Below are 22,136 nucleotides of genomic sequence, written 5' to 3' on the forward strand. Positions count from 1 at the left end.
TGGTGTGGCGACCGCGGGTGCGTGCCGGCTGATCGCGCAGTTCCCCGCGCCCCTCGGGTTCCTGCGGAACCCCGGGGGTGCCGCCGAGCATTTCCTGACGCCGGGCAGAGGGACCCGCTCGGCGTCTACGCCCCCGACCGCTCCCGCCTCCTCCGCCCCAGCAACTCCGCCAGCCCCCGCCGCGTCGCCGCCAGCACCACCCGGTCACCGGCACCCAGCACATACGTGGGAGGCAGATCCCACACCAGTCCCGAGGCCGGCGTGCTGTCCTCTTCCCCGCTCTCCCCCTCACCCCGCCGCCGCCCAGGAGGTGACGTATTGAGCGCCAGCACCCGCCACGCCCCGGCCCGGAACGCCTCCCCGACCGTCCGCCCCTCCAGCTGCGGATGCCCGGCCACCTCCACCTCCGCGAACAGCAGCACCCGCCGCTCCACCGGGATCGCCCCCAGGATCTGCCGCCCCATCATGGCCCCGGCGAACGCGGGCGCGGCCAGATGCGACACACTCCGGCTGCGCGTGAGGGCGAACGGATGCGCGGCCCGCATGGTGCGGTACACGGCCGTAGCGAAGTCGTCGTCGTACAGCCGCAGCACGACCCGCAGGTCGGGCCGTACGGACCGGGCGTACAGGGAGGCCTCCAGATTCGTCGTGTCCGCGCTGGTCAGCGCGAGCAGCGCATGGGCGCGATGGATCTTCGCGGCCTCCAGGACCCCTTCCTGGGTGACGTCCCCGAGCACCACCGGCACCCGCAGCCGCCGCGCCGTGGCCATCCCGCGCGCGTCCGGGTCGGACTCCACGCACACCACGGGAATGTGCAGCTCCCGCAGCCGCGTCAGCACCCGCGTCCCGATCTTGCCGAGCCCGAGCAGCACCACATGACCGCCGAGCCCGCGCGGCGGCTTCCGCAGCGCGGACGCGCTGCGGAACGTGCCGAGTGCCTCCAGCACCGCGGCCAGCAGCACCGGCAGCAGCAGCAACCCCACCAGCCCGGACAGCAGTTGCAGTACCTGACGGGCGGTCGACTCGTGGAAGGCGGGATCGTTGATGCCGAAGAGATCGAGCAGCGTCACATACGTGGCGTACAGCGGATCCTCGCCCGTCACGATCATCAGCCCCACGGCGAGCGCCAGCACACAGGCCACCAGCCCGGCCAGCGACCACCGCAGCCGCCGCGAGAACAGCGAGGCGAACGGCGGCACACCACCCCGCCCGGCGGGCAGGGACGGCCCGGAGTACGACACCTGCTCCAGGACGACGGTCCCGCGCCCGGTCGCCGCCGCCACCGCCGCCTCGTCCGGCAGCAGGTGCGGCCCGTGCTCCCCGCTCCCCTCGGAACCGTCCGCACCGGCCGGGTCGTTGCTCGTCGCGGACAGCAGCGCCAGGGTGCACAGCCCCGGGTCGGCCACCTCGCCCGGCCGCGGCGGCTGCCGTTCCACCGCACGCAGCACGAGCCCTTCCGTCTGGACGACCTTGCTGGTGCCCACGAGGGCGGTGGCGGCCAGCGCGGGCGCGGCCGTGTCGGCGTCGGACAGCACCGTCGTCGACGCGTCGAGGCCCGCGCCCTGCCCGTCCCCAAAGGCCACGGCGGCGGTCTGGTCCAGCAGTTCCTCGATGTGCTGCCCCAACCGCCGGTTGTAGAGCCGGAGTACGAGACGGATACGGGGGTTGAGCCGGCGAGCGGTGAGGGCGGCCCGGATGTTGGTCTCGTCGTCGTCGTAGACGAGCGCCAGGGCCGCCGCCCGGTCGGCGCCCACCTCGGCGAGGACGGACTCGGTGATCTCCGGAGCCTCCACGACCTGTTCGTTCGAGGCCGGTTCGCCGCTCGGGCCGGTCCGGTTGACGGCCGCGTTCACGACCCGGTCGAGCAGTGCCGCCGAAGCGGCCCGGGCCCGTCCGACCACGGGCCGGCGCACCCGCCTCCCGGAGGGCGGCACGACGAGCGTGACCTGCTCGGCGTAGACACCTCGGAGTTCGGCGGCCAGCCGGTGCGCGAGCCCGTCGTCACCGCACACGATCATGTGCGTGGCCGGATCACCCGGTCGGCCTTGGTTCGGAACGCTCCCCACGAGGAGAAGACTGCCTCACCGGGGCGGCCGGTTCCAGAAGGGGACGGTGGGGCGTGAACACCCGGCCGTCGCCGTCCGTACACAAGGGGAGGGAATGGGGCAATGCCCTCGCGCACCACCGGAGGTACCGGGCCCGTGGCCATCACGAAGACCGCCCCGCGGGGCAGCGCCGAGCCCGGGGATGCCGGGCGCGGGGGCGCCGGGCCCGGGCACACCGCGCCGGCCGGCGGCAAGGAAGAGGACGCCCGGCACCTCAACTCCCCTCTCCTCCTGACCCTTCTGCTGCTGACGGCGGTGATGTTCCAGGACCCGATCCGCGGGGCCCTGGCCGCACCGGTGATGCAGAGCTGGATGACGGTGTTCGTCGCGGTCATGGTCCAGGCACTGCCGTTCCTGGTGCTCGGTGTGCTGCTGTCGGCGGCGATCGCGGTGTTCGTGCCGCCGTCGTTCTTCGCCCGGGCCCTGCCGAAGCACCCGGCGCTGGCGGTCCCGGTCGCGGGCGCGGCGGGCGCGGTACTGCCCGGCTGCGAGTGCGCCTCGGTGCCGGTGGCCGGCGCCCTGGTCCGCCGGGGTGTCACACCGGCGGCGGCCCTGGCCTTCCTCCTCTCGGCGCCCGCCATCAACCCCATCGTGCTGACGGCGACGGCCGTGGCGTTCCCCGGCAACCCCGAGATGGTCCTGGCCCGGTTCGTCGCCAGTCTGCTCGTGGCCTGCTCGATGGGCTGGCTCTGGCACCGCCTCGGTCGCACGGACTGGTTGCGTCCCCCGGCCCGCGCGTCGTACGAGGGACAGAGCAAGGGCGCGGCCTTCTGGGGCTCGGTCCGCCACGACGTGACGCACGCGGGCGGCTTCCTGGTGGTCGGCGCGATGGCCGCGGCGACCCTGAAGGCGGTGGTCCCGGCGGACTGGCTGGGCGTCGCGGCCGGCCATCCCGTGCTGTCGGTCCTGTTCCTCGCGGCCCTGGCGGTCCTGCTCTCCATCTGCTCGGAGGCGGACGCGTTCGTGGCGGCGTCCCTGACCCAGTTCTCCCTGACGGCCCGGCTGACGTTCCTGGTCGTCGGCCCGATGATCGATCTGAAGCTCTTCGCGATGCAGGCGGGCACCTTCGGCCGCGCCTTCGCGCTGCGTTTCGCCCCCGCGACCTTCGCCCTGGCCGTCGTCGTAGCGGCCCTGACCGGAACGGTCCTGCTGTGAACCGCCTGGCCCAGACGGCCCTCCTCTTCCTGCTCGGCGCGACCCTCCTGCACGCCGGCACGACCGACCTCTACCTGCGCTACGTCAAGGAGGGCCTGCGCCCCCTGGTCCTCCTCGCGGGCGCGGTCCTGATCGTCACGGCGGCGGCGACTCTCTGGTACGACCGCCGCGGCACCTCCCCGCGCGACCGAGGCGGCACCCCCACGCACGACCGAGGCGGCACCCCCACCGAGGACCGAGGTGCCCACGACCGAGGCACCCCCGCCCACGACCACGACCGAGAACCCCGCATCTCCTGGCTCCTCGCGCTGCCGGTCCTCGCCCTGATCCTGGTCGCCCCGCCGGCCCTGGGCTCCTACAGCGCGGCGCACACCGGCACGGCCCTGACCAAACCCTTCGGCTTCCCGGCCCTCCCGGCCGGCGACGCCCCCCTCCACCTGGCCGTGGCCGACTACGCCGGCCGCGCGATCTACGACGACGGCCGTGCCCTGCGCGACCGCGAGCTGAAGATCACCGGTTTCGTCACCCTGGACCGCGAGGGCGCCCCCTACCTGGTCCGGATGGGCCTCAACTGCTGCGCGGCGGACGCCCAGCCGGTCAAGATCGCCCTGACGGGCAGCGTCCCGCCGGTCCTGCGCCCGGACACATGGCTGGAGATCACCGGCACCTACACGCCCCGCCGTACGAAGGACCCGGTCAACGACGGCCCGATCCCCTACCTGGAGGTGACGACCGCCAAGCCGGTCCCCACCCCGCACGACCCGTACGACGAGACGTGGAACACCTGAACCGCGTTATGGCACAGCCGGGTTGGGGTACTCGCAAGGAACCGCTGATCAGCGAGGGACACCCATGACCACACTCCGAGGCGGTCACACCGCGGACATCGACCGGCCGCTCCCGCCCGAGACGGCGCGCGAGGAACTGGCGAAGGCCGACCACCGGGCCAACCTGACCCTGGCCACCCTGGGCGCGGCCCTGGCCGCCCTGCTCACCGCGATCACCGCGGGCGTCATCACGCCCACCCAGTACGCCACGATCCCCCAGCTCCTCCTCTGGACGGGCTGCGCGGCCTGCGCCCCCTCCCTGGTCCTGCTGAGCCTGGCGACCAGGCCCCAGCCGACCCCGACGACCGACACCCCACCCCAGCTCCTGACCCGCACCACCCACGCCAAGCACCGCCGCATACGCCAGGCGATGACGTGGGGCGCGGCGTTCCTCGCCCTGACCCTCGCGGGGACGCTGGCGGGAGTGCTCTCCTAGACCGCCCGGGTTGGAGGGCGGCTGGAGCCCCGCTCGCGAAGGCATCCAGGGCCGTCGCCCGTGGGAGCGGCGTCTGTAACTCTCGGCGGAGAGACGGCGAACGTCTCGAAACTCGTGACGGGGAGTTCCGCATGCCCAATGCCGTTTGCTGCCCAGGTTCTTCGGCCGAATGCTCCGCCGTTCCATCCACCGAAGCCGCCACCGGAACCCTCCTCCAGCAGTTGGTGCTGGCGACCGGACCGCTCACCGTGCTCCAGATCGGTTGTCCGTACGAGTCGTTCACCGCCAGGCTCGCGGCCGCGGTGAGCGAGAACGGGCAGGGCCGGGTCATCTGCTGCGAGGCGGAGACCGTACGCGCCGAGGCCGCCGCGGCGGCGGTCGAGAAGGCCGGACTCGGACGGTACGCGGAAGTACGGGTGGGCCGTCCCGAACGGTCGCTGGCGACCGTCCCCGGACCGGTCGACCTGCTGCTGCTCGGCGGCCCGCCGGAGTCCTTCCTGCCGCTGCTGAAACTGGTGGAACCCAGGATGCTGCCGGGCGCGGTGGTGGTGGCCCACGGCGTACGGGACGTGCCGACGCTGTGCGCGGAGTTCCTCACTCACGTCCGGTTCTCCGGCAGCGGCTACGTGTCGCTCCCCCTTCCCTTCGACGGAGGCGTCGAAATGGCCGTCCGCGCTGCCTGACGGACGCCAGCCGCCCGACGAATCCGCGCAGCCAGCCTCTAGGAGTGCCGTGTCCGTGCGTCCGTTCGACCCGGAGTTCCTGCCCGAGGGACACCCCGACAAGAAGCCCGTCCCGCCCCGCGGCACCGCCTCGCGCGCTCTGTGGCGAGGGCTGGTGCGCTACCTCCTGCTGCCGTCGTACCGCGCGCTGGTGGCCCTCGGCTCGGTGCACGTGGCCGCGCTCTGGCACCCGGAGTTCGGGCCCGCGTGCAGTCCGCCGCCAGAGGAGCCGCCGAACTACAGGACGTTTCGAGCAGGTCTTGAGAGTGGGCCGGAAGCCTGGCGGCCGGGACATTCCCATCCCCCAACTCCCGGAGAGAATCGAGGAGATCTGTCATGAGCGACGCGCGGCTGGTCGGCACGTGGACCACGCAGCTGGACGACGACGGCAAGGTGGTCCCCGGGCTAGTCTGCTTCTCGGCGGACGGCACGGTCGTCTCGACCCAGCTCAACACGAAGAACATCGGCCTGGGCACCTGGCGTTCCTCGGGCCCGGACAGTTTCGAGTACGGCTTCCACATCCTGGCCGCCGACCCCGAGGGCAACCACGTGGGGGAGGCGCACGTCCGGGTGTCGGGCGAGTTCGTCTCGGACACGGAGTGGCAGGGCACCGGCGGTGCCGAGTTCTTCGACCCGCAGGGCACCAAGCTGCGCGGGCACGCGGGGTCCAAGGTGACCGCCGGCAAGTTCGGCGTCGACGACTGATGCGGGCGGCGGCGCTGCGGGGTCGGCTCGACGGGGACCTGGTTCTGCCGGACGAGAGGGGCTTCGCCCTGGCCCGGCAGCTGCAGAACACCGAGTACGACACGATCGAGCCGTCGGCCGTCGCGTACTGCGCCTCCGAGCGGGATGTCGCGCTGTGCGTGCGGCACGCCCGGGAGCAGGGGGTGCGGCTGCACATCCGGGGCGGCGGACACAGCTTCAACGGCTGGTCGACCGGCGAGGGGCTGGTCGCCGACCTGTCGCGGATGAACCACGTCGTCGCCGAGGGGCCCGTGGTGCGGCTCGGGGCGGGCGTCCAGTCGCTGGACGCGCTGGACGCTCTGCGGACCCAGGGGCGCCAAATCGTCACCGGGACCTTTCCCACGGTCGCCGCGGGCGGATTCCTGACCGGCGGCGGGATCGGCTGGCAGACGCGGAGATTCGGGCTGGGCAGCGACCGCGTCGCCGCGGCGCGCGTCGTGCTCGCGGACGGCAGGACCGTCCGCTGCTCGCCCACCGAGGAGCCCGATCTGTACTGGGCCTCGCGCGGCGGGGGCGGCGGCACCTTCGGGGTGGTCACGGAGTTCGAGGTGCGGTCGATCGACGTGCCCGCCATGACCGGCTTCGAGACGCTGTGGGCGTACGACGACGCCGTGGAGGTGCTGACGGCCTGGCAGGAGTGGGCCGTGGACGGCCCCGACGAGCTCGGCACCTCCCTGGTCGTGCTGCCGGGCATGTTCGGGCCCGGCGGGCGTCCGGTGGTCCGGGTCTGGGGGGCGCACCTGGGTCCGGACCAGGCCCTGCACGAGGGGCTGGACGAACTGGCGGAGCGGGCCGGGTGCAAGCCGCTGAGCAGGACTGTCGGTGCGCGGAACGGATTCGCCGAGGTGATGCACGAGGCGCTGTGCGGCTCGAAGCCGGTGTCCCAGTGCCGTCGTACGGGAACCGGGCCCGAGGCCGAGGGGCACCGCCACCCGTACACCCGGCAGAGTTACCGGCTCACCGGCCGGTCCGCGACCCGGGCGGAATCCGCGGCACTGCTCGATGCCTGGGACCCCGCACTCGACGCGGTGGGCCAGGAGCGCTATCTGCTGTGCATCGCGCTGGGTGGAGCGGCGAACCGGGTGCCGAGCGGCGCCACCGCCTACGCACACCGGGACGCCCGGTTCCTGATCGGCTATCAGTTCGCCTGCCGGGAGGCGGAGGCGGACCCGGCGGCACCGGCGCGGCTCACCGCGCTGGCGGACCGTGCTGCCGCCGCACTCGCGCCGCTCGCTTGCGGCTCGTACATCAACTTCCCCAGCTCGCGGGTGGGCGGGGACTGGGAGACGGAGTACTTCGGCGCGAACCGTTTCCGGCTGCGCGCCGTGAAGCGGGCCTACGACCCGGAGGACTTCTTCCGGCACGCGCAGAGCATCGGCGGTGCCCCGACGACCGAGGTGGAGTCATGAGGACGGATCTTCGGAACAAGGTCGTACTGGTCACCGGTGCGTCCTCGGGCATCGGCCGGGCGACGGCCGTGGCCTACGGGGAGGAGGGTGCCAGGGTCGCGATCACGTACCACAGCAACGCGGAGGGGGCCCGGGAGACGGCGCGGCTGGTGACCGAGGCGGGCGGGACACCGCTGGTGGTGCGCTACGACCTCGCCGACGAGCGGTGCATACGGGACGCCGTGGGACGGGTCGCCGAGGAGTGGGGCGGCATCGACGTGCTGGTGGCCAACGCGGTGGTCTGGAGCGAGGCCATCCCGCGGCCCGGGCAGCCGGTGCCGCGCTTCGAGGACGTGCCGCCCAAGCAGTGGCAGGAGGTGCTGCGTACGTCCGTCGACGCCGTGTTCCACACCCTGCAAGCGGTACTGCCGTGGATGCGCGGACGGCCGTGGGGCCGGATCGTGCTGATCGGCGCGGGCCTCGCGGACACCGGCAAGGCCGGGGCGGGGGCCTACGGCGCGGGCAAGTCCGCGCTCTTCGGGCTGATGCGCAGCCTGGCCTGGGAGCTGGGGCCCGACGGGATCCTGGTCAACATGGTCGTGCCGGGCCAGACCAGCACCGAGACCGTGCGGGCGCATGTGCCCCCGGGCTTCCTGGAGGAGAAGGGCAAGGCTTTGCCGTCGGGCCGGATGTCCGCGCCCGGGGACGTGGCCCGGGCGGTCACCTTCCTCGGCTCGGCCGCCAACGGCAACACCAACGGCGAGACGCTCCGCGTGACGGGTGGCGCCTGACGGGTCCGGTCAGCGACGGCTCGCGGGTTGGCCCCGCCGCGCTCCGGGAACCCCGGAGCGCGGCGGGGCCCGACCCGTTCCCGGCCGGTGTACGCGCACGGTGTCGAGTTGTCCTCGACGGTGTTTCGAGAGGCCCGGGCCACCGTGTGGGGCATGGAGATTCGTAGCCTCGACGGCGATGAGCCGGCGACCATTGCCGCGTTGCTTCCCGGGTTCCGGGACACCATGAGCCTGGAACTGCCGGGTGACCCGCCGGTGACGGAGGCGCTGCTGGCGCGGCTGTTCCAGCGGCGGCACGGGACGGAACGGATCGTGCTGGCCGCCTATCACGGCGGCACCCCCGCCGGCGTGCTGAAGCTGGGGCTCGATCTGGGTGACCCGAGCGGTCCGGGACACGGTTCGCTGTGGGTGTTCCCGGGGTTCCGGCGCCGCGGTGCCGGGCGGGCGCTGGCGGCCGCGGGGCTGGCGGCGCTGCGGGAGCGCGGGCGGGAGGTGCTGCTGGCGGACGCTCCCCGGGCGGCGGCCGGCGAGCGTTTTGCGGCGGAGCTCGGAGCCGAACTCATCGGCGAGAGCGTGCGCCACCGGCTCCGCCTGGCCGGGCCCGCGCGTGCGGTGCTGGAGGCCGCTGCGGCCCGGCCGGTGCCCGGCTACCGGCTGGTGGCGTGGCAGGGGCCCTGCCCCGATGACCTGGTGGAGTCCTACGCCCGGGCCTGGAGCGCCCTGGAGGAGCGGGTCAACGGCCAGGCCAGGATCCGGCGTCCCTCCGCCGACGACGTACGGGCGCGGGAGGCCGAGGCGGAGCGGGCCGGGCATCTGCCCCACGTGGTGGCGGCGCTGCCCGAGCACGGTGAGTCGATCGCCGCGTACGCGACCTTGTTCGTGCGGAACGGTCCGATGGCGGACGGCGGCGAGACGCTGGTGCTGCCGAAGCACCGGCGGCGCGGTCTCGCCCACTGGCTGAAGGGCGAACTGCTGCTCGGGGCCGTCCGGGAGAACCCCCGGCTCGCGCTGGTCCAGGTCTTCAACGACACCGCCGACACCGCCGTGGTCGCGCTCAACCGGAAGCTTGGCTTCGAGGCCGACTCGACCTGGTCGACCTATGCGCTCAAGGCCTGAGCGGTCAGCCCCGCTCGTTCCCGCATCCGTTCCCCGATGCCCGATGCCCGATCCCCGATGCCCGATCCCCGATCAAGAGCCGAGCCGAGAGGAACCCATGACCACCGTGATCCCCGCCGGGCAGCGCACGCGCAACGCCGAGCTGATCCGCGAGCTGTACGGGACGCTCTATCGTGAGCACCGCTTCGAGGAGGCCGGCCGCTTCTTCCACGCCGACTGCGTCGAGCACGACCCCGGCGACTGGCGGACATCGGACCGCGGGTTTTCGGCGCTGCGCGCGGACATCGACCACCTGATCGCCGGCAACGACCGGGTGATGCTCTTCGCCACCTGGACCGGACGCTCCCGCTCAGGCGGCGAACTCCGCCTGCACACAGCCGAGTTGTATCGCATTCGGGACGGCAGGGTCGCCGAGCACTGGAGCGTGGTGGACCGTGACGTGCTCGTCGCGCACGGCGTGGACGGCGGACCGGACCGGAGCGGTCAGCCGGCCGCCCCGGGCCTGCACGGCCCGCACAGCGACACCGAGCGGGCCAACGCGGAGCTGGTGCTCGGCGCGTACCGCGACGTCTTCAGCGAGCACCGGCTGGACCTGGCCGAGCGCTACTACCACCAGGACTACCGGCACCACAACATGCGTACGGACGCGGTGCCGGACGGGCTCGACGCGTTCAAGGCGTTCTTCGCCGACAACATCGCCGCCTTTCCCGACCTGGTCACCACCGTGGACCACATCGTCGCCGCCGACGACCGGGTGATGGTCTTCGTGACCTGGACCGGCACGCTCACCGGCGCGTGGAGCGGAGGCGGGCCCTCCGGGCGGCCTCTCGAAATGCGCACCTGCGACCAGTTCCGCATCGAACGCGGGAAGGTCGCGGAGCACTGGGAGGTCGTGGACTACCTGGCCCTGGGGCGGGCCGGACTGCCGACCCCGTGAGCAGGACCGACGCCGTTGCGAAAGCCGACATCCGAGAGAGGGACCCCGCGATGACCTCCGCTTCCGAACTTTCCGGCAGCGCACCCGTACTGATCGTCGGTGGCAGCCTCGTCGGGCTGTCCACCGCCGTGTTCCTCGCCCGGCACGGGGTCCGTTGCACCCTCGTGGAGCGCCATCCGGGCACGTCCGTCCATCCGAGGGCCGTCGGCTACTACCCCCGGACCGGCGAACTGCTGCGCCAGGCCGGGGTCGAGGACGCCGCCGTGCGGGAGGCGTCCGGGTTCGCCACGCACCGGACCCGTGCCGGGGTGACCTCGCTGGCCGGCGAGGTGCTGTTCAGCAAGGAGGAGCTGGAGGGCGACGACGATCTGGGCGACCTCACGCCGTCCCGGTTGCTTCTTCTGCCGCAGGACCGGCTGGAGCCGCTGCTGCGGGACCGCGCGGTGGAGCTGGGAGCCGACCTCAGGTTCGGTACGGAGCTGGTGTCCTTCGCGGAGGACCCGGAGGGGGTCACCGCCGTTCTCGACGACGCCGCCGGCGGCAGCCGTACCTTCCGCAGCTCCTACTTGGTGGCCTGCGACGGGCCGCGCAGTACCGTCCGGGAGGCGTTGAAGGTGCCCCGGCAGGGGCGCGGGGTGCTGTCCCGCCATGTGAGTATCGCGTTCGGCGCGAATCTGCGCCCGGTGCTGGGGGACCGCCGCTACAGCGTCGTCCATGTGAAGAACCCCCAGGTCACAGGCATCCTCGTGCACGACGACACCCTCTCCGGCGGCACACTCATCGTCGGGTACCGGCCCGAGGACGGCGAGAGCCTGGAGGACTTCACCGACGACCGCTGCGCCGAGCTGGTGGGGGCCGCGGTGGGAGCGCCGGGGACCGAGGTGACGATCCGCTCGCGCTTCCCCTGGGACATGGCGGAGCAGGTGGCCGAGAGCTTCGTGCACGGCAGGGTACTGCTGGCCGGGGACGCGGCACACGTGATCCCGCCCACGGGGGGCTACGGCGCCAACACCGGTATCGCGGACGCCCACAACCTTGCCTGGAAGCTCGCCCTGGTGGTCGGGGGCGTCGCGGGACCCGGCCTTCTGGAGACGTACGACGCCGAGCGACGGCCCGTGGCGGTGTACACGGCCGAGCAGGGATCCCTCCAGCTCGCGCTGCGTTCCGGCACCGCCACCCCGGAGCAGCAGGCCACCGTCGCGGACGCGGTGACGGTGACGTCGGGGCAGGCGTACCGCTCCGGCGCGGTGGTGGGGGAGCCGGACGGCGCGGACCTCCCGGTCGCCTCCGACCCGCGGGCGCTGCGCGGGGCGCCGGGCACCCGGGCGCCGTACGTGGAGCTGCTGCGGGGCGGCGAAGCGGTGTCCACGCTCGATCTCTTCGGGCGGGACTTCGTCCTGCTGACCGGGGAACACGGCCGTGAGTGGATCTCGGCGGCCGTCTCCGCCTCCGCCGAACTGGGCCTGAAGATCACCGCTCGCCGGGTGGTCCCGGGTACGGACGCCGGGGCGGGCACGCTGGCCGACCCGGACGGCAACTGGTCCGCGCGCTACGGCGGTCTGCGCCCGGACGGGGCTGTCCTGGTGAGGCCGGACGGCGTTGTCGCGTGGCGGTCGCCGGGCGCGGACCCGGCAGGCGCGGAGACCCCGGTGCTGACAGCGGTGCTGAGCAGTGTCCTCGCGCGAGAGTCCCGCACGGCCGGGCGGTAGGGGGCCGGGGCCCGTGGCGGTCGCCGCCACGGGCCTCTGACGCGCGGAGGGCCGGGCCGCCCACCCGGCCGGGGCGGCGGAGGGTCAGGCGGAGCCCGACTCGTGCTGCAACTCGCCCACGGAGTCGACGTACTTGATGAGGAGGCGGGCGAATTCGAGCCGCTCCTCCTCCGGCCAGTCCTGGGTGATGCGCTCGAAGGCCGCACGCTGGTGGCGGCGGAAACGGGCGAGCGTCTCGTGCCCCTCCGGGGTGAGCTGCAGGATCGTGCGGCGGCCGTCGCGCTGCGAGGCCGCACGGATCAGATAGCCGGCGGAGATGCAGTCGGAGACCATCCGGCTGGCCACGGAGGGGTCTACGGCGAGGCGCTCGCCCACGACACCGACGGTGATCTCCTGGCCCTCCTGGTCGGGCCCGTCCTGAACGATGTTGAGGACCAGCGTCCTGGTGAAGTCCTTGCGGGACACCTGCTTCTCCACGTTCAGCGCCTGCGCGCGCCGCAGCCGGGAGAAGGCGGGACCGACAGCGTCGAGCAGATCCGCTGCCCGCGGCGAGGGCTGAGTCGAAGTGTCCATGTCCGCATTCTAAGCGAGTTGATTACGGCAGACGAGCATCTGTATGCTCTCAATCGACTGCATGACATTAAGCATATACCTGTGGGTAAACATCTATCGAAGGGAACGTCCATGTCCCAGTCCGTCCCGCCAGGGCAACCCGGCCACGACGTCGAGATCACCTACGACACCGATGTCGACTTCGACGTCCTGATCGTCGGCGGCGGTCCCGTCGGCATGCTGCTCGCCGCGGAGCTCCGGATCGCGCGCGTCCGTGCGGTGGTGCTCGAGCGGCTGCCCGAGCGCACTCCGCACTCCAAGGCCTTCGGGCTGCACGCCCGCTCCCTGGAGTCTCTCGACCGGCGCGGCCTGCTCAAACGGTTCCGCGAGGGAGCCCGCTCCTGGAACAACGGCCACTTCGCGGGCCTCGACGAGTGGGTCGACTTCTCCACCCTCGACAGCGCGCACGGCTACGCCCTGCTCTCCGAGCAGACCAGGACCGAACGACTGCTGGAGGAGCGTGCCGCCGAGTTCGGCGCCGAGATCCGGCGCGGTCACGAGGTCACCGCGATACGCCAGGACGCCGACGGTGTCGAGGCCGAGGTCGCGGGCCCCGACGGCACCTACACCCTGCGCGCCCGGTACGCCGTGGGCTGCGACGGCGGTCGCAGCCTGGTCCGCCGGGAGGCCGGCATCGACTTCCCCGGCACCGGCGGCCGGGTCACCGCCCGACTCGGCGACGTGATGCTCGCCGACCGCGAGAACGCCCCCATGGGCATGGAGCGCACCGACCGCGGCCTGCTGTTCTGCGTGCCGCTGGACGACACCTACCACCGGGTCTCCACGTTCGACTTCGAGGCCGACCGCGAGCCCGGGGCAGAGCTCACCCTGGAGGAGCTGACCGCCAGCCTGCGCGAGATCTGGGGCGACGACCTCGGCGCGCACTCGCCGCGCTGGCTCTCCGTCTTCACCGACTCCGCGTGCCAGGCCGACCGCTACCGTGCGGGCCGGCTGCTGATCGCGGGCGACGCCGCCCACACCCACTTCCCGGTCGGTGGCCAGGGCGTCAACCTCGGTCTCCAGGACGCCTTCAACCTCGGCTGGAAGCTCGCCGCCGCGGTGCACGGCTGGGCTCCCGAGGACCTGCTCGACAGCTACGACCGCGAGCGCCAGGCACCGGCCCGCAAGGTGCTGGCCAACACCCGCGCGCAGATCGCGCTCATGAACCCGGACCCCTACGTCACCCCGCTGCGCGAGCTCTTCACCGACCTCATGCGCAAGGAGCAGGTGAACCGGCACCTCGCCGAGATGCTCAGCGGAGTCACCGTCCGCTACGCGATCGACGGCCCCGAGCACCGGCTGCTCGGCGACTTCGCCCGCGACCTGGAGCTGAGGACCGAGGACGGCGTCCAGCCGCTCCCCAAGTACCTGAAGCGCGGCACCGGTCTGCTCCTCGACCTGACCGGCGACGCGCAGATCGGCCAGGTCCACGAGAAGTGGGCCGCGGGCGTCTCCTGGGCCGGTCGCCTTCAGCACGTGCGGGCCGAGTGCGCCGAGGAGCCCCAGCTGGCCGGCCTGCTGGTCCGCCCCGACGGCTATGTCGCCTGGGCCGCGGACCGGGACATGCCGGAGGCGGAGCTGCGGGAATCGCTGACCGCGGCCGTCACCACCTGGTTCGGCACCGTCTGACGACGTGGCCGCGAGGGCCGGAGGGGCACGTCCTTCCGGCCGGCACCGCGACGTCGCCCACCCCCCACACCGCTTGTGCACGTGAGAGGACGCAGTGAGCAATCCCCCGTGGTCGCAGGAGTTACTGGACAAGAGCGACCTGATCACCCCCATGGCCATCAGGGTGGCCGCCACCCTCGGGCTCTCGGACCACATGGCCGCCGGAGCGGTCACGGTCCGGACGCTGGCCCGCGAGGCGGACGTGGACGCGATCGCCCTGGGCCGTCTCCTCGGTCACCTGGTGAACGCCGGGATCTACCGCAGGCTCCCCGACGGGGCCTACGAACCGACGGACCTCGGTGCCCTGTTGCGCGACGACGTCCCCCAGTCGGGCCGTGACTGGCTCCGCCTGGACGGCCCCACCGGCCGGGGCGAGGCCGCGGTGTTCCGCCTGCTCGATGCCGTGCGCTCCGGCGGACCGGTCTACTCCGCCCTGTACGGGCAGGAGTTCTGGACGGACGTCGAGTCGGACGGCGCGCTCGCCGAGGCCTTCGCCCGGCGGATGGCGGCCAGTATGCGCTGGGTCGTTCCCGAGCTGCTGGCCCAGGGCGACTGGCGGTCCGTGCGGCACGTCGTCGACGTGGGCGGCGGCAGCGGTGACCTGCTCGCCGCCGTGGTCGACGCCACCCCGGGCGCCCGGGGCACACTGCTCGACCTGGAGGCGCCCGCGGCCGCGGCCGAGCGGGACTTCGCGGACGCCGGACTCCAGGAGCGCTGCCGTGCGGTGGTCGGCAGCTTCTTCGATCCGCTGCCCGCCGACGGCGACGTGTACCTGCTGTCCAACGTCCTGCTCAACTGGCCCGACGACCGTGCGGCCGAGATTCTTCAGCGCTGCGCCGAAGCCCTTCGTCCGGGCGGCCGCGTCATGGTCCTCGAGGGCCTGCTCGATGTGCAGACCGACCAGACGGATCTGGACCTGCGGATGCTCATCTACCTGGGCGGCCGGATGCGCACCACCGCGCAACTGCGCGAACTGGCCGCCGGTGCCGGGCTCGCACTGCGCCGCGTCGTCGACCTGGGGCCGGTGCGCTCGCTCGTCGAACTCACGCGGGCCTGACCCGGCCAGAACCCCCGTCGTGCACGCCGAAGCTCCCCCTGACGTGCACGCAAGCCAATGAAAGAGAAAGAGGAGTACGTCCATGCGTATCGTCCGACACCACGAGTTCGGTGCCCCTTCGGTGTTGCAGCTCGAAGAGGCCGACACCCCTGCCCCCCACCCGGGCCAGGTGCTGATCCGCGCCGAGGCCGTCGGGGTCAACTTCGCCGAGTGCCAGCGCCGTCAGGGCATCCCCGTCGGCGGTCCCGCCACGCTTCCCGGCTCGCCGGGCGGTGACGTCGCGGGCGTGGTGGAGCAGCTCGGCGAGGGCGTCGACCAGGTGAAGGTCGGTGACCGGGTGGTCACCGGTGTCGCCGCCGACGGCTACGCCGAGTACGTCGTCACCCAGGCCGACTGGCTGTTCGCCGTCCCCGAGGGCATCGACCCCGGGCAGGCCACCTCGCTGCCCATCCCCGGCCAGACCGCCTACCACGTGATCACCACGGCGGCGAAGCTCCAGCCCGGTGAGACCGTGCTGATCACCGCCGCGGCGGGCGGCATTGGCCATCTGCTGGTCCAGATGGCCAAGGCCCTCGGCGCGGGGCGGATCATCGCCGCCGCCCGCGGAGCGCAGAAGCTGGCCTTCGCCGCCTCGCTCGGCGCGGACGTCACCGTCGACTACGGCGAGGACGGCTGGGACGAGAAGGTGCGCGCCGCGACCGACGGCCGGGGCGTGGACGTCGCCCTGGAGACCGTCGGCGGGGACATCCTCACCAAGTCCGTGAATCTCACCGCCCAGTTCGGGCGGACGGTGGTGTACGGCGCGGCAGGCGGCGAGCTGCCGGCCATCGAAGTCGGTGACATCTTCGACAACCGCATCGTCATGGGCTTCAGCATGTGGGGCGTGATCGGCAGCAAGCCGGACGTCATGGCCCAGGGCGCCCGGGAGCTGCTGGAGATGGTGACCTCCGGAAAGGTCCGTCCCGTCGTCCACGCCGAGCTGCCGCTCAAGGACGCCGCGGCCGCGCACGAGCTGATGGAGTCGCGCTCCCAGCTCGGCCGTGTGGTGCTCGTACCCTGACGCCTCATCAGAACGTGTCCTGAATCATTGATGTGCAGTTGACAAGTGCATGCATGAGGACATGTAATTGTCCCACCACGTAACCCGGATCCCTGGGCGGAGCCGCGCGACGACCATCCGCGGCTCGACAACACCTCCTAGTTGGGAGAACACCATGCGAATCGTCCGCCACCTCGAGCACGGCGCCCCCTCGGTGCTGCGTGTCGAAGAGGCGGAGAAGCCGCAGCCCGGACCGGGCGAAGTGCTGATCCGCTCCGAGGCCGTCGGCGTCACGTTCGCCGAGGTCCAGCGCCGCCAGGGCATCCCGATCGGTGGCCACGCCACGCTGCCCGGCGCCCCCGGCGGCGATGTCGCGGGCGTCGTCGAGGCAGTCGGCGAGGGCGTCACCACCCTGAGCGCCGGGGACCGGGTCGTCGTCGACGTCGACCACAGCGCCTACGCCGACTACGTGACCGCCGACGCCGCCTGGGCCATCACCATCCCGGACTCGATGGACGCGGCCGAGGCCACCCTGCTCCCCAGCCCGGCCCAGACGGCGTACCACGCCATCAAGGAGTCCGGTCAGCTCAGACCCGGGGAGTCGATCCTGATCGACGCCGCTTCCGGGGGCGTCGGCCACCTCGCCGTGCAGATCGCCAAGGCGATGGGCGCGGGCAAGGTCATCGCCACCGCCAGTACGCAGGCCAAGCTGGACTTCGTCCGTGACCTCGGCGCCGACGTCACCGTCAACTACACCGACGACGACTGGGACGACCAGGTCCGGGCCGCGACCGACGGCCGGGGCGTGGACGTCGTCCTGGAGACCGTCGGCGGCGACATCCTCACCAAGTCCATAGCCCTGACCGCCCAGTTCGGCCGACTGGTCTTCTACGGCTCGGCCAGCGGCGACATTCAGCCCATTCACCCGCTGATGCTCAGCCGGATGAAGACCGTGGCCGGATTCGCCCTGTACGCCATGCTCTACAACAGGCCCGAGGCGATCGCCGCGGGACAGCGCGACCTGCTCGACATGATCGCCACCGGCAAGGTGCGCCCGGTCGTCCACGAGCGGCTCGGTCTCGACGAGGCCGTCAAGGCGCACGAACTCATGGAGGCCCGGGCCCAGCTCGGCAAGGTCGTCCTCGTTCCCTGACGCGGACCGGCGACGGCCCACCGCCTCCCGACCGACGTGACCGGTCTCGGTGATCCCCCGCACGAGAGCGGCCACTCGCCGTACGGCACGAGACGCACTCGTGCCGTACGGCGCAGCCCACAGCAATCCCCTGACGGACCCACACCGCAGCTGACGCCGGCCGACCACGGCCGGCGGGACGGGGATGGCACCCACTCCAGCCCGAAAGGCCCATTCCCGTGCCCTCCCGGACCACAGGGGCAGACGGCCCGCTGACCGCCGTCGGTTCCCCACCCCAGACCCGGATCCGCCCCGTCATCACCGCCTGCCTGCTGGCCGTCTTCCTGGCCATGCTGGACTCGCAGATCGTGGCCACCGCGCTGCCCCGCATCGTCGGGGACCTCGGCGGTCTCGACGTCTTCGCCTGGGTGACGACCGCGTACATCATCGCCGCCAGCGTCACCACGCCCGTCTACGGCAAGCTCGGAGACCTCTTCGGCAGGAAGAAGATCTTCCTGATCGCCGTCACGGTCTTTCTGGCCGGTTCCGCGCTGAGCGGTGCCGCCCAGTCCATGGACCAGCTCATCCTGTTCCGCACCGTGCAGGGCATCGGCGCCGGCGGCCTCTTCGTCTCCGTGCTCGCCATCATCGGGGAGCTGTTCAACCCGCGCGAGTCCGCCAAGTACTTCAACCTCTTCGGCATCGTCTTCGCCCTCGCGGCGCTGGCCGGGCCCGCCGTCGGCGGCGCACTCACCGACCTGCTGAGCTGGCACTGGGTCTTCCTGATCAACCTGCCCGTCGGCATCGTGATCCTGGTGCTGGTCTCCACCTGCCTCCACCTGCCTCGTGTCGAGCGCCCCGCCCATATCGACTACGCGGGCTTCGTCCTGCTCAGCGCCGCGATCGTCGCTCTCACCCTGGCCGCGAGCTGGGGCGGGGTGAAGTACGAATGGCTGGACTGGCGGATCCTCGGGCTCGGCGTGGCAGCGGTGCTGCTCGCCGTCGCGTTCGTCGCCGCCGAGCGCCGGACCGCCGAACCCGTCATCCCGCTGCACCTCTTCCGCGACTCCACCTTCAGCGTCAGCGTGCTGGTGAGCGTCGCGGCGGGCATCGTCTTCCTCGGCTCGGTCAACTTCCTGGCGATCTACATCCAGGTGGTCACCGGTGCCAGCCCGACCATGTCCGGGGTGGTGCTGCTGCCCATGATGTTCGGCCTGGTCGCCTCCTCCGTCGTCAGCGGCGCGGCGATCACCAAGACCGGGCGGTACAAGTGGTACCCCGTGCTCAGCATGGCCATCGGCATCGCGGGGGCGCTGCTGCTGGCCACCATGGACACCGGGACACCCCGTGCCGTGGTCATCGCCTACATGCTCGTCTTCGGCATCGCCGCCGGGCTGAACATGCAGGTGCTCACCATGGCCGCGCAGAACACCGCCCCCCGCGACGACATCGGCGCGGTCCACGCCACCGTCTCCTTCGCCCGGCAGCTGGGCACCACCGTGGGCATCTCCCTGTTCGCCTCGATCTTCTACAACAGGCTGACCGAGGAGATCGTCGTCCGCACGCCCCCGGGCGCGCTGCGCGGAATCGACCATGACGCGTTGTCCTCGACCGAGACGCTGGACCGGCTCACCGAGCCCGTGCGCAACGCCGTGGAACAGTCGTACGCCGCCGCGCTCACCCCCGTGTTCCTCACCGCCGTGCCGGTCCTCCTCCTGGGGCTGCTGGCCGCCCTGAGGATGAAGAACCTCCCGCTGCGCGGCGAGGATCACCAGGGCCACGAGGCGGTCGCCGAGGAGAGCTGACCCCACCGCACCCACCGGCTGCGAGCCGCCGTCCCGCACGGGACGGCGGCTCCTGCGCGTCCGCCGCCGCCCGGCCGTGCCCCGGCCGGCCCTTCAGCGCCCTTCGAGCCCGAATCGACGGCCCGCGACCATCGTCGGCACTGCACAGCCGTACGACGCAGGACGCAGGCCGAGGAACCGGCAGAGGCAGACCAGGAGGCTCGTGTGACAACGACCGAAGACCCGCAGACGGCTCCGGCGGTCGACCCCGGACCACTGATCCGGCTGACCATTGCCGACTGCGCCGCCAAGGTGCTCCACAGCGCCGTCACCCTCGGCGTGTTCGGCGCGCTGGCCGAGAGTCCCGCCGATGCCGCGGAGCTGGCACGGCGCACCGGCACCCACCACCGTATGGTCCCGGACTTCCTGGACGCGCTGGTCGGGCTCGGGATGCTGGAGCGGACGGCGGGCACCTACCGCAACTCCCCGCTGGCGCAGGCCTATCTGGTGCCGGACTCCTCCTCGTACCTCGGCGGCTTCGTCGAGCTCACCAACGAGACGCTCTACGGCACCTGGGGCCGGCTCACCGAGGCCTTGCGCACCGGCGAGCCCCAGCACCTCGACCCGGACAAGGGCGGCTTCGTCGGTGACCGGCACAAGGACCCCGCCAAGATGAAGCGGTTCCTCGCCGGGCTCGACGCGTACAGCGACCGGATGGGAGCCGAACTCGCCCGGCGCACCGACTGGGACCGCCACTCCTCGTTCGTCGACCTCGGCGGCGCCCGCGGCAACCTCGCGGCCGTCCTGGTACGCGAGCACCCGCATCTGAAGGCGACCTGCTTCGACCTGGAGCGGACCCGGCCGCTGTTCACCGAGCACATCGAGGCCCTGGGCCTGACCGGCCGGATCGCCTTCGCCGGCGGCGACTTCTTCACCGAGCCGATCCCGCCGGCCGATGTCGTCGTCCTCGGCCACATCCTGCACGGCTTCGACACCGCCCGCCGGCGCGAGCTGCTCGGCCGGGTCTTCGAGGCGGTGCGGCCCGGCGGCTCGGTCCTCGTCTACGACCGGATGATCGACGACGACCGCAGCGACCCGGACCGGCTGCTCAGCAGCCTGCACATGCGGCTGGTCAGCCCCGACGGCTCCGAGTACCGGGTGGCGGACTGCCGGGCCTGGCTGCGCGGGGCCGGCTTCACCGACGGCGGCGCACAGCCCCTGCTCGGGACCCACACCCTGGTCACCGCCCACAAGGAGGCAGCATGAAGCAGCACCGGACCCCTGTGCTCATCGTCGGGGGCGGGCTGGCCGGACTGTCCGCGGCCGTCTTCCTCGCCCACCACGGCATCGCCGCCACTCTGGTGGAACGCCATCCCGACACCTCCACCCACCCCAAGGCCCGTGCCATCAACCCGCGGACGATGGAGCTGTATCGCGCCGTCGGCATGGAGGAGCGGGTACGAGCGGGGCGTTCCCCCATCTCCGGCAACACCGACCTGGTGCACGTCGAGAGCCTCGCGGGCAAGGAACGCGTACGGATGCCCAGCGCCTCACCGGAGGACATCGGCCGGATCAGCCCCACCCAGTGGACACTGATCGACCAGAACCAGCTGGAGCCGATCCTGCGGGAGCGGGCCGCCGAGGCCGGGGCGGACATCCGGTTCTCCACCCGGGTCGACGCCCTCGAAGAGCAGGCGGACGGAGTGCTGGCCCACACCGTCGACCTGTCCACCGGGGAGAGGGCGCGGATCCACGCGCAGTACGTGATCGCGGCGGACGGCAGCCGAAGCCCGCTGCGCGAGATGCTGGGCATCGGGGCGCACGGCCGGGGCACCATCACCAACCTCGTCAGCTTCTTCTTCGAGGCTGATCTGACCGAGGCGCTGCGCGGCCGCCGGATCATCGCGGCGTACGTCAACAACCCCGAGGTGCGCGGCACGGTCATCCCCATCGACAACGACCGCCGCTGGGTCATCAACGTCTCCTTCTTCCCCGAACAGGGCCAGCGCGCCGAGGACTTCACCGAGGAGCGCTGCACCGCCCTGGTGCGCGCCGCGGTAGGGGTGCCCGACCTGCCGCTGAAGATCGAGTCGGTGGACATGCCCGCGTGGGACATCTCCGCACGGGTGGCGGACACCTTCGCGACCCGCCGGGTGTTCGTCGCCGGCGACGCCGCCCATGTGATGCCGCCGACGGGGGCGTTCGGCGCGAGCACCGGTATCCAGGACGCGTACAACCTGGCCTGGAAGCTGGCACTGGTGCTGTCCGGCACGGCCGGCCCCGGACTCCTGGAGAGCTACGACGCCGAACGGCGGCCGGTGGCCGAGGAGACCGTCCGGCAGGCCATGCTGCGGTTCGCGGTGCGGGAGGGCAAGCAGTACCAGGACGTCGCCGCGGACCTGCTGGACGAGACGACCATGACGTTCGGGTACTGCTACCGCTCCGGGGCCTTCGCCGCGGAGGAGGGGGCGCCGGACGCGATCGTCGAGGACCCCGCGCACCCCTCGGCGCGGCCCGGGGCGCGGGCACCGCATCTGCACCTCGACGGGCCGGAAGGACCGGTGTCCGTCATCGACCTGTACGGCGACGGGTTCACGCTGCTCGTCGACGAGGCGGCGGGACCGTGGACCGGCGCGGTGGAGCGGGAGGCCGAACGGCTGGGTGCCGGCCTGAAGGTGGTCCGTATCGGCCGGGGCACCAGGCTGTGGGACCAGGACGGGTCGTTCCGGCGCCGGTACGGGCTGTTGGCCGGGGGCGCGGTTCTGGTGCGGCCCGACGGATTCGTGGGGTGGCGCACGACCGCGGGGCGCAGTGGGCCCGTCGACCAGGCGGCGATCGCCGCACTGCGGGGAATTCTGGACCGGGCCTAGGCGCCCAGGGGCGCGGGAGGGGGGGGGCCGTCGGGCGGCTGCGG

Annotated in this window: 19 protein-coding genes; 17 read left to right on the forward strand and 2 right to left on the reverse strand. The window is 72.4% G+C overall.

The window, feature by feature from the left end; genetic code table 11:
* Positions 1–125 precede the first annotated feature (125 nt).
* Positions 126–2,018, reverse strand: a complete 1,893-nt coding sequence (locus tag IGS69_RS18720) for a potassium channel family protein (RefSeq protein WP_190904552.1) — start codon at positions 2,016–2,018, stop codon at positions 126–128.
* A gap of 183 nt (positions 2,019–2,201) precedes the next feature.
* Here IGS69_RS18720 and IGS69_RS18725 point away from each other — a divergent pair, with 183 nt between their 5' ends.
* The 10 genes from IGS69_RS18725 (at position 2,202) to IGS69_RS18770 (ending at position 11,930) form a co-directional block, all read left to right on the forward strand.
* Positions 2,202–3,260, forward strand: coding sequence for a permease (locus IGS69_RS18725; RefSeq protein WP_232543570.1), 1,059 nt, complete (start codon positions 2,202–2,204; stop codon positions 3,258–3,260).
* Complete coding sequence (locus IGS69_RS18730) at positions 3,257–4,048, forward strand: TIGR03943 family putative permease subunit (RefSeq protein WP_190901291.1); 792 nt, start codon at positions 3,257–3,259, stop codon at positions 4,046–4,048. Before IGS69_RS18725 ends, IGS69_RS18730 begins: the two co-directional genes overlap by 4 nt.
* Before the next feature lie 64 nt (positions 4,049–4,112).
* Positions 4,113–4,523: a hypothetical protein gene (locus tag IGS69_RS18735; RefSeq protein WP_190901293.1), complete on the forward strand. Its 411-nt coding sequence runs from the start codon at positions 4,113–4,115 to the stop codon at positions 4,521–4,523.
* Between the two features lie 131 nt (positions 4,524–4,654).
* Positions 4,655–5,206, forward strand: coding sequence for a class I SAM-dependent methyltransferase (locus IGS69_RS18740; RefSeq protein ID WP_190901295.1), 552 nt, complete (start codon positions 4,655–4,657; stop codon positions 5,204–5,206).
* 375 nt (positions 5,207–5,581) lie between these two features.
* Positions 5,582–5,950 (forward strand): hypothetical protein, encoded by a 369-nt coding sequence (locus IGS69_RS18745; protein ID WP_190901297.1) that lies wholly within the window; start codon positions 5,582–5,584, stop codon positions 5,948–5,950.
* The gene (locus IGS69_RS18750; RefSeq protein ID WP_190901299.1) at positions 5,950–7,398 is read left to right on the forward strand and encodes an FAD-dependent oxidoreductase; all 1,449 of its coding nucleotides are present in this window, start codon (positions 5,950–5,952) and stop codon (positions 7,396–7,398) included. Before IGS69_RS18745 ends, IGS69_RS18750 begins: the two co-directional genes overlap by 1 nt.
* On the forward strand, positions 7,395–8,168 hold the full coding sequence (locus IGS69_RS18755; RefSeq protein ID WP_190901301.1) for an SDR family NAD(P)-dependent oxidoreductase: 774 nt from the start codon (positions 7,395–7,397) through the stop codon (positions 8,166–8,168). Before IGS69_RS18750 ends, IGS69_RS18755 begins: the two co-directional genes overlap by 4 nt.
* Positions 8,169–8,321: 153 nt before the next feature.
* Positions 8,322–9,284, forward strand: a complete 963-nt coding sequence (locus tag IGS69_RS18760) for a GNAT family N-acetyltransferase (RefSeq protein WP_190901303.1) — start codon at positions 8,322–8,324, stop codon at positions 9,282–9,284.
* A gap of 97 nt (positions 9,285–9,381) precedes the next feature.
* Positions 9,382–10,221 carry an ester cyclase family protein gene (locus tag IGS69_RS18765; protein ID WP_190901305.1) on the forward strand — a complete coding sequence of 280 codons (840 nt, stop codon included), beginning with the start codon at positions 9,382–9,384 and terminating at the stop codon, positions 10,219–10,221.
* Positions 10,222–10,271: 50 nt separating this feature from the next.
* Positions 10,272–11,930, forward strand: coding sequence for an FAD-dependent oxidoreductase (locus IGS69_RS18770; protein WP_190901307.1), 1,659 nt, complete (start codon positions 10,272–10,274; stop codon positions 11,928–11,930).
* A gap of 84 nt (positions 11,931–12,014) precedes the next feature.
* On the opposite strand, the gene IGS69_RS18775 is transcribed toward IGS69_RS18770, so the two are convergent.
* Positions 12,015–12,503 carry a MarR family winged helix-turn-helix transcriptional regulator gene (locus IGS69_RS18775; protein WP_190901309.1) on the reverse strand — a complete coding sequence of 163 codons (489 nt, stop codon included), beginning with the start codon at positions 12,501–12,503 and terminating at the stop codon, positions 12,015–12,017.
* A 111-nt stretch (positions 12,504–12,614) separates the two neighbouring features.
* Here IGS69_RS18775 and IGS69_RS18780 point away from each other — a divergent pair, with 111 nt between their 5' ends.
* The 7 genes from IGS69_RS18780 to IGS69_RS18810 all read left to right on the forward strand — a co-directional run bounded on the left by IGS69_RS18780 (position 12,615) and on the right by IGS69_RS18810 (position 22,092).
* Positions 12,615–14,171, forward strand: a complete 1,557-nt coding sequence (locus IGS69_RS18780) for an FAD-dependent monooxygenase (protein WP_190901311.1) — start codon at positions 12,615–12,617, stop codon at positions 14,169–14,171.
* A 94-nt stretch (positions 14,172–14,265) separates the two neighbouring features.
* The gene (locus IGS69_RS18785; protein ID WP_190901313.1) at positions 14,266–15,267 is read left to right on the forward strand and encodes a methyltransferase; all 1,002 of its coding nucleotides are present in this window, start codon (positions 14,266–14,268) and stop codon (positions 15,265–15,267) included.
* An 82-nt stretch (positions 15,268–15,349) separates the two neighbouring features.
* Complete coding sequence (locus IGS69_RS18790) at positions 15,350–16,327, forward strand: quinone oxidoreductase family protein (protein WP_190901315.1); 978 nt, start codon at positions 15,350–15,352, stop codon at positions 16,325–16,327.
* Between the two features lie 154 nt (positions 16,328–16,481).
* The gene (locus IGS69_RS18795) at positions 16,482–17,459 is read left to right on the forward strand and encodes a quinone oxidoreductase family protein (RefSeq protein ID WP_190901317.1); all 978 of its coding nucleotides are present in this window, start codon (positions 16,482–16,484) and stop codon (positions 17,457–17,459) included.
* 218 nt (positions 17,460–17,677) lie between these two features.
* A complete protein-coding gene (locus tag IGS69_RS18800) occupies positions 17,678–19,243 on the forward strand; it encodes an MDR family MFS transporter (protein WP_190901319.1) in 1,566 nt (521 codons plus the stop codon).
* Between the two features lie 204 nt (positions 19,244–19,447).
* Positions 19,448–20,488: a methyltransferase gene (locus IGS69_RS18805; protein WP_190901321.1), complete on the forward strand. Its 1,041-nt coding sequence runs from the start codon at positions 19,448–19,450 to the stop codon at positions 20,486–20,488.
* Positions 20,485–22,092, forward strand: a complete 1,608-nt coding sequence (locus tag IGS69_RS18810; RefSeq protein ID WP_190901323.1) for an FAD-dependent monooxygenase — start codon at positions 20,485–20,487, stop codon at positions 22,090–22,092. The genes IGS69_RS18805 and IGS69_RS18810 overlap by 4 nt, the downstream gene beginning before the upstream one ends.
* Positions 22,093–22,136 lie beyond the last annotated feature (44 nt).

Source organism: Streptomyces tuirus (assembly GCF_014701095.1).
GTDB classification, from domain to species: Bacteria; Actinomycetota; Actinomycetes; order Streptomycetales; family Streptomycetaceae; genus Streptomyces; species Streptomyces tuirus.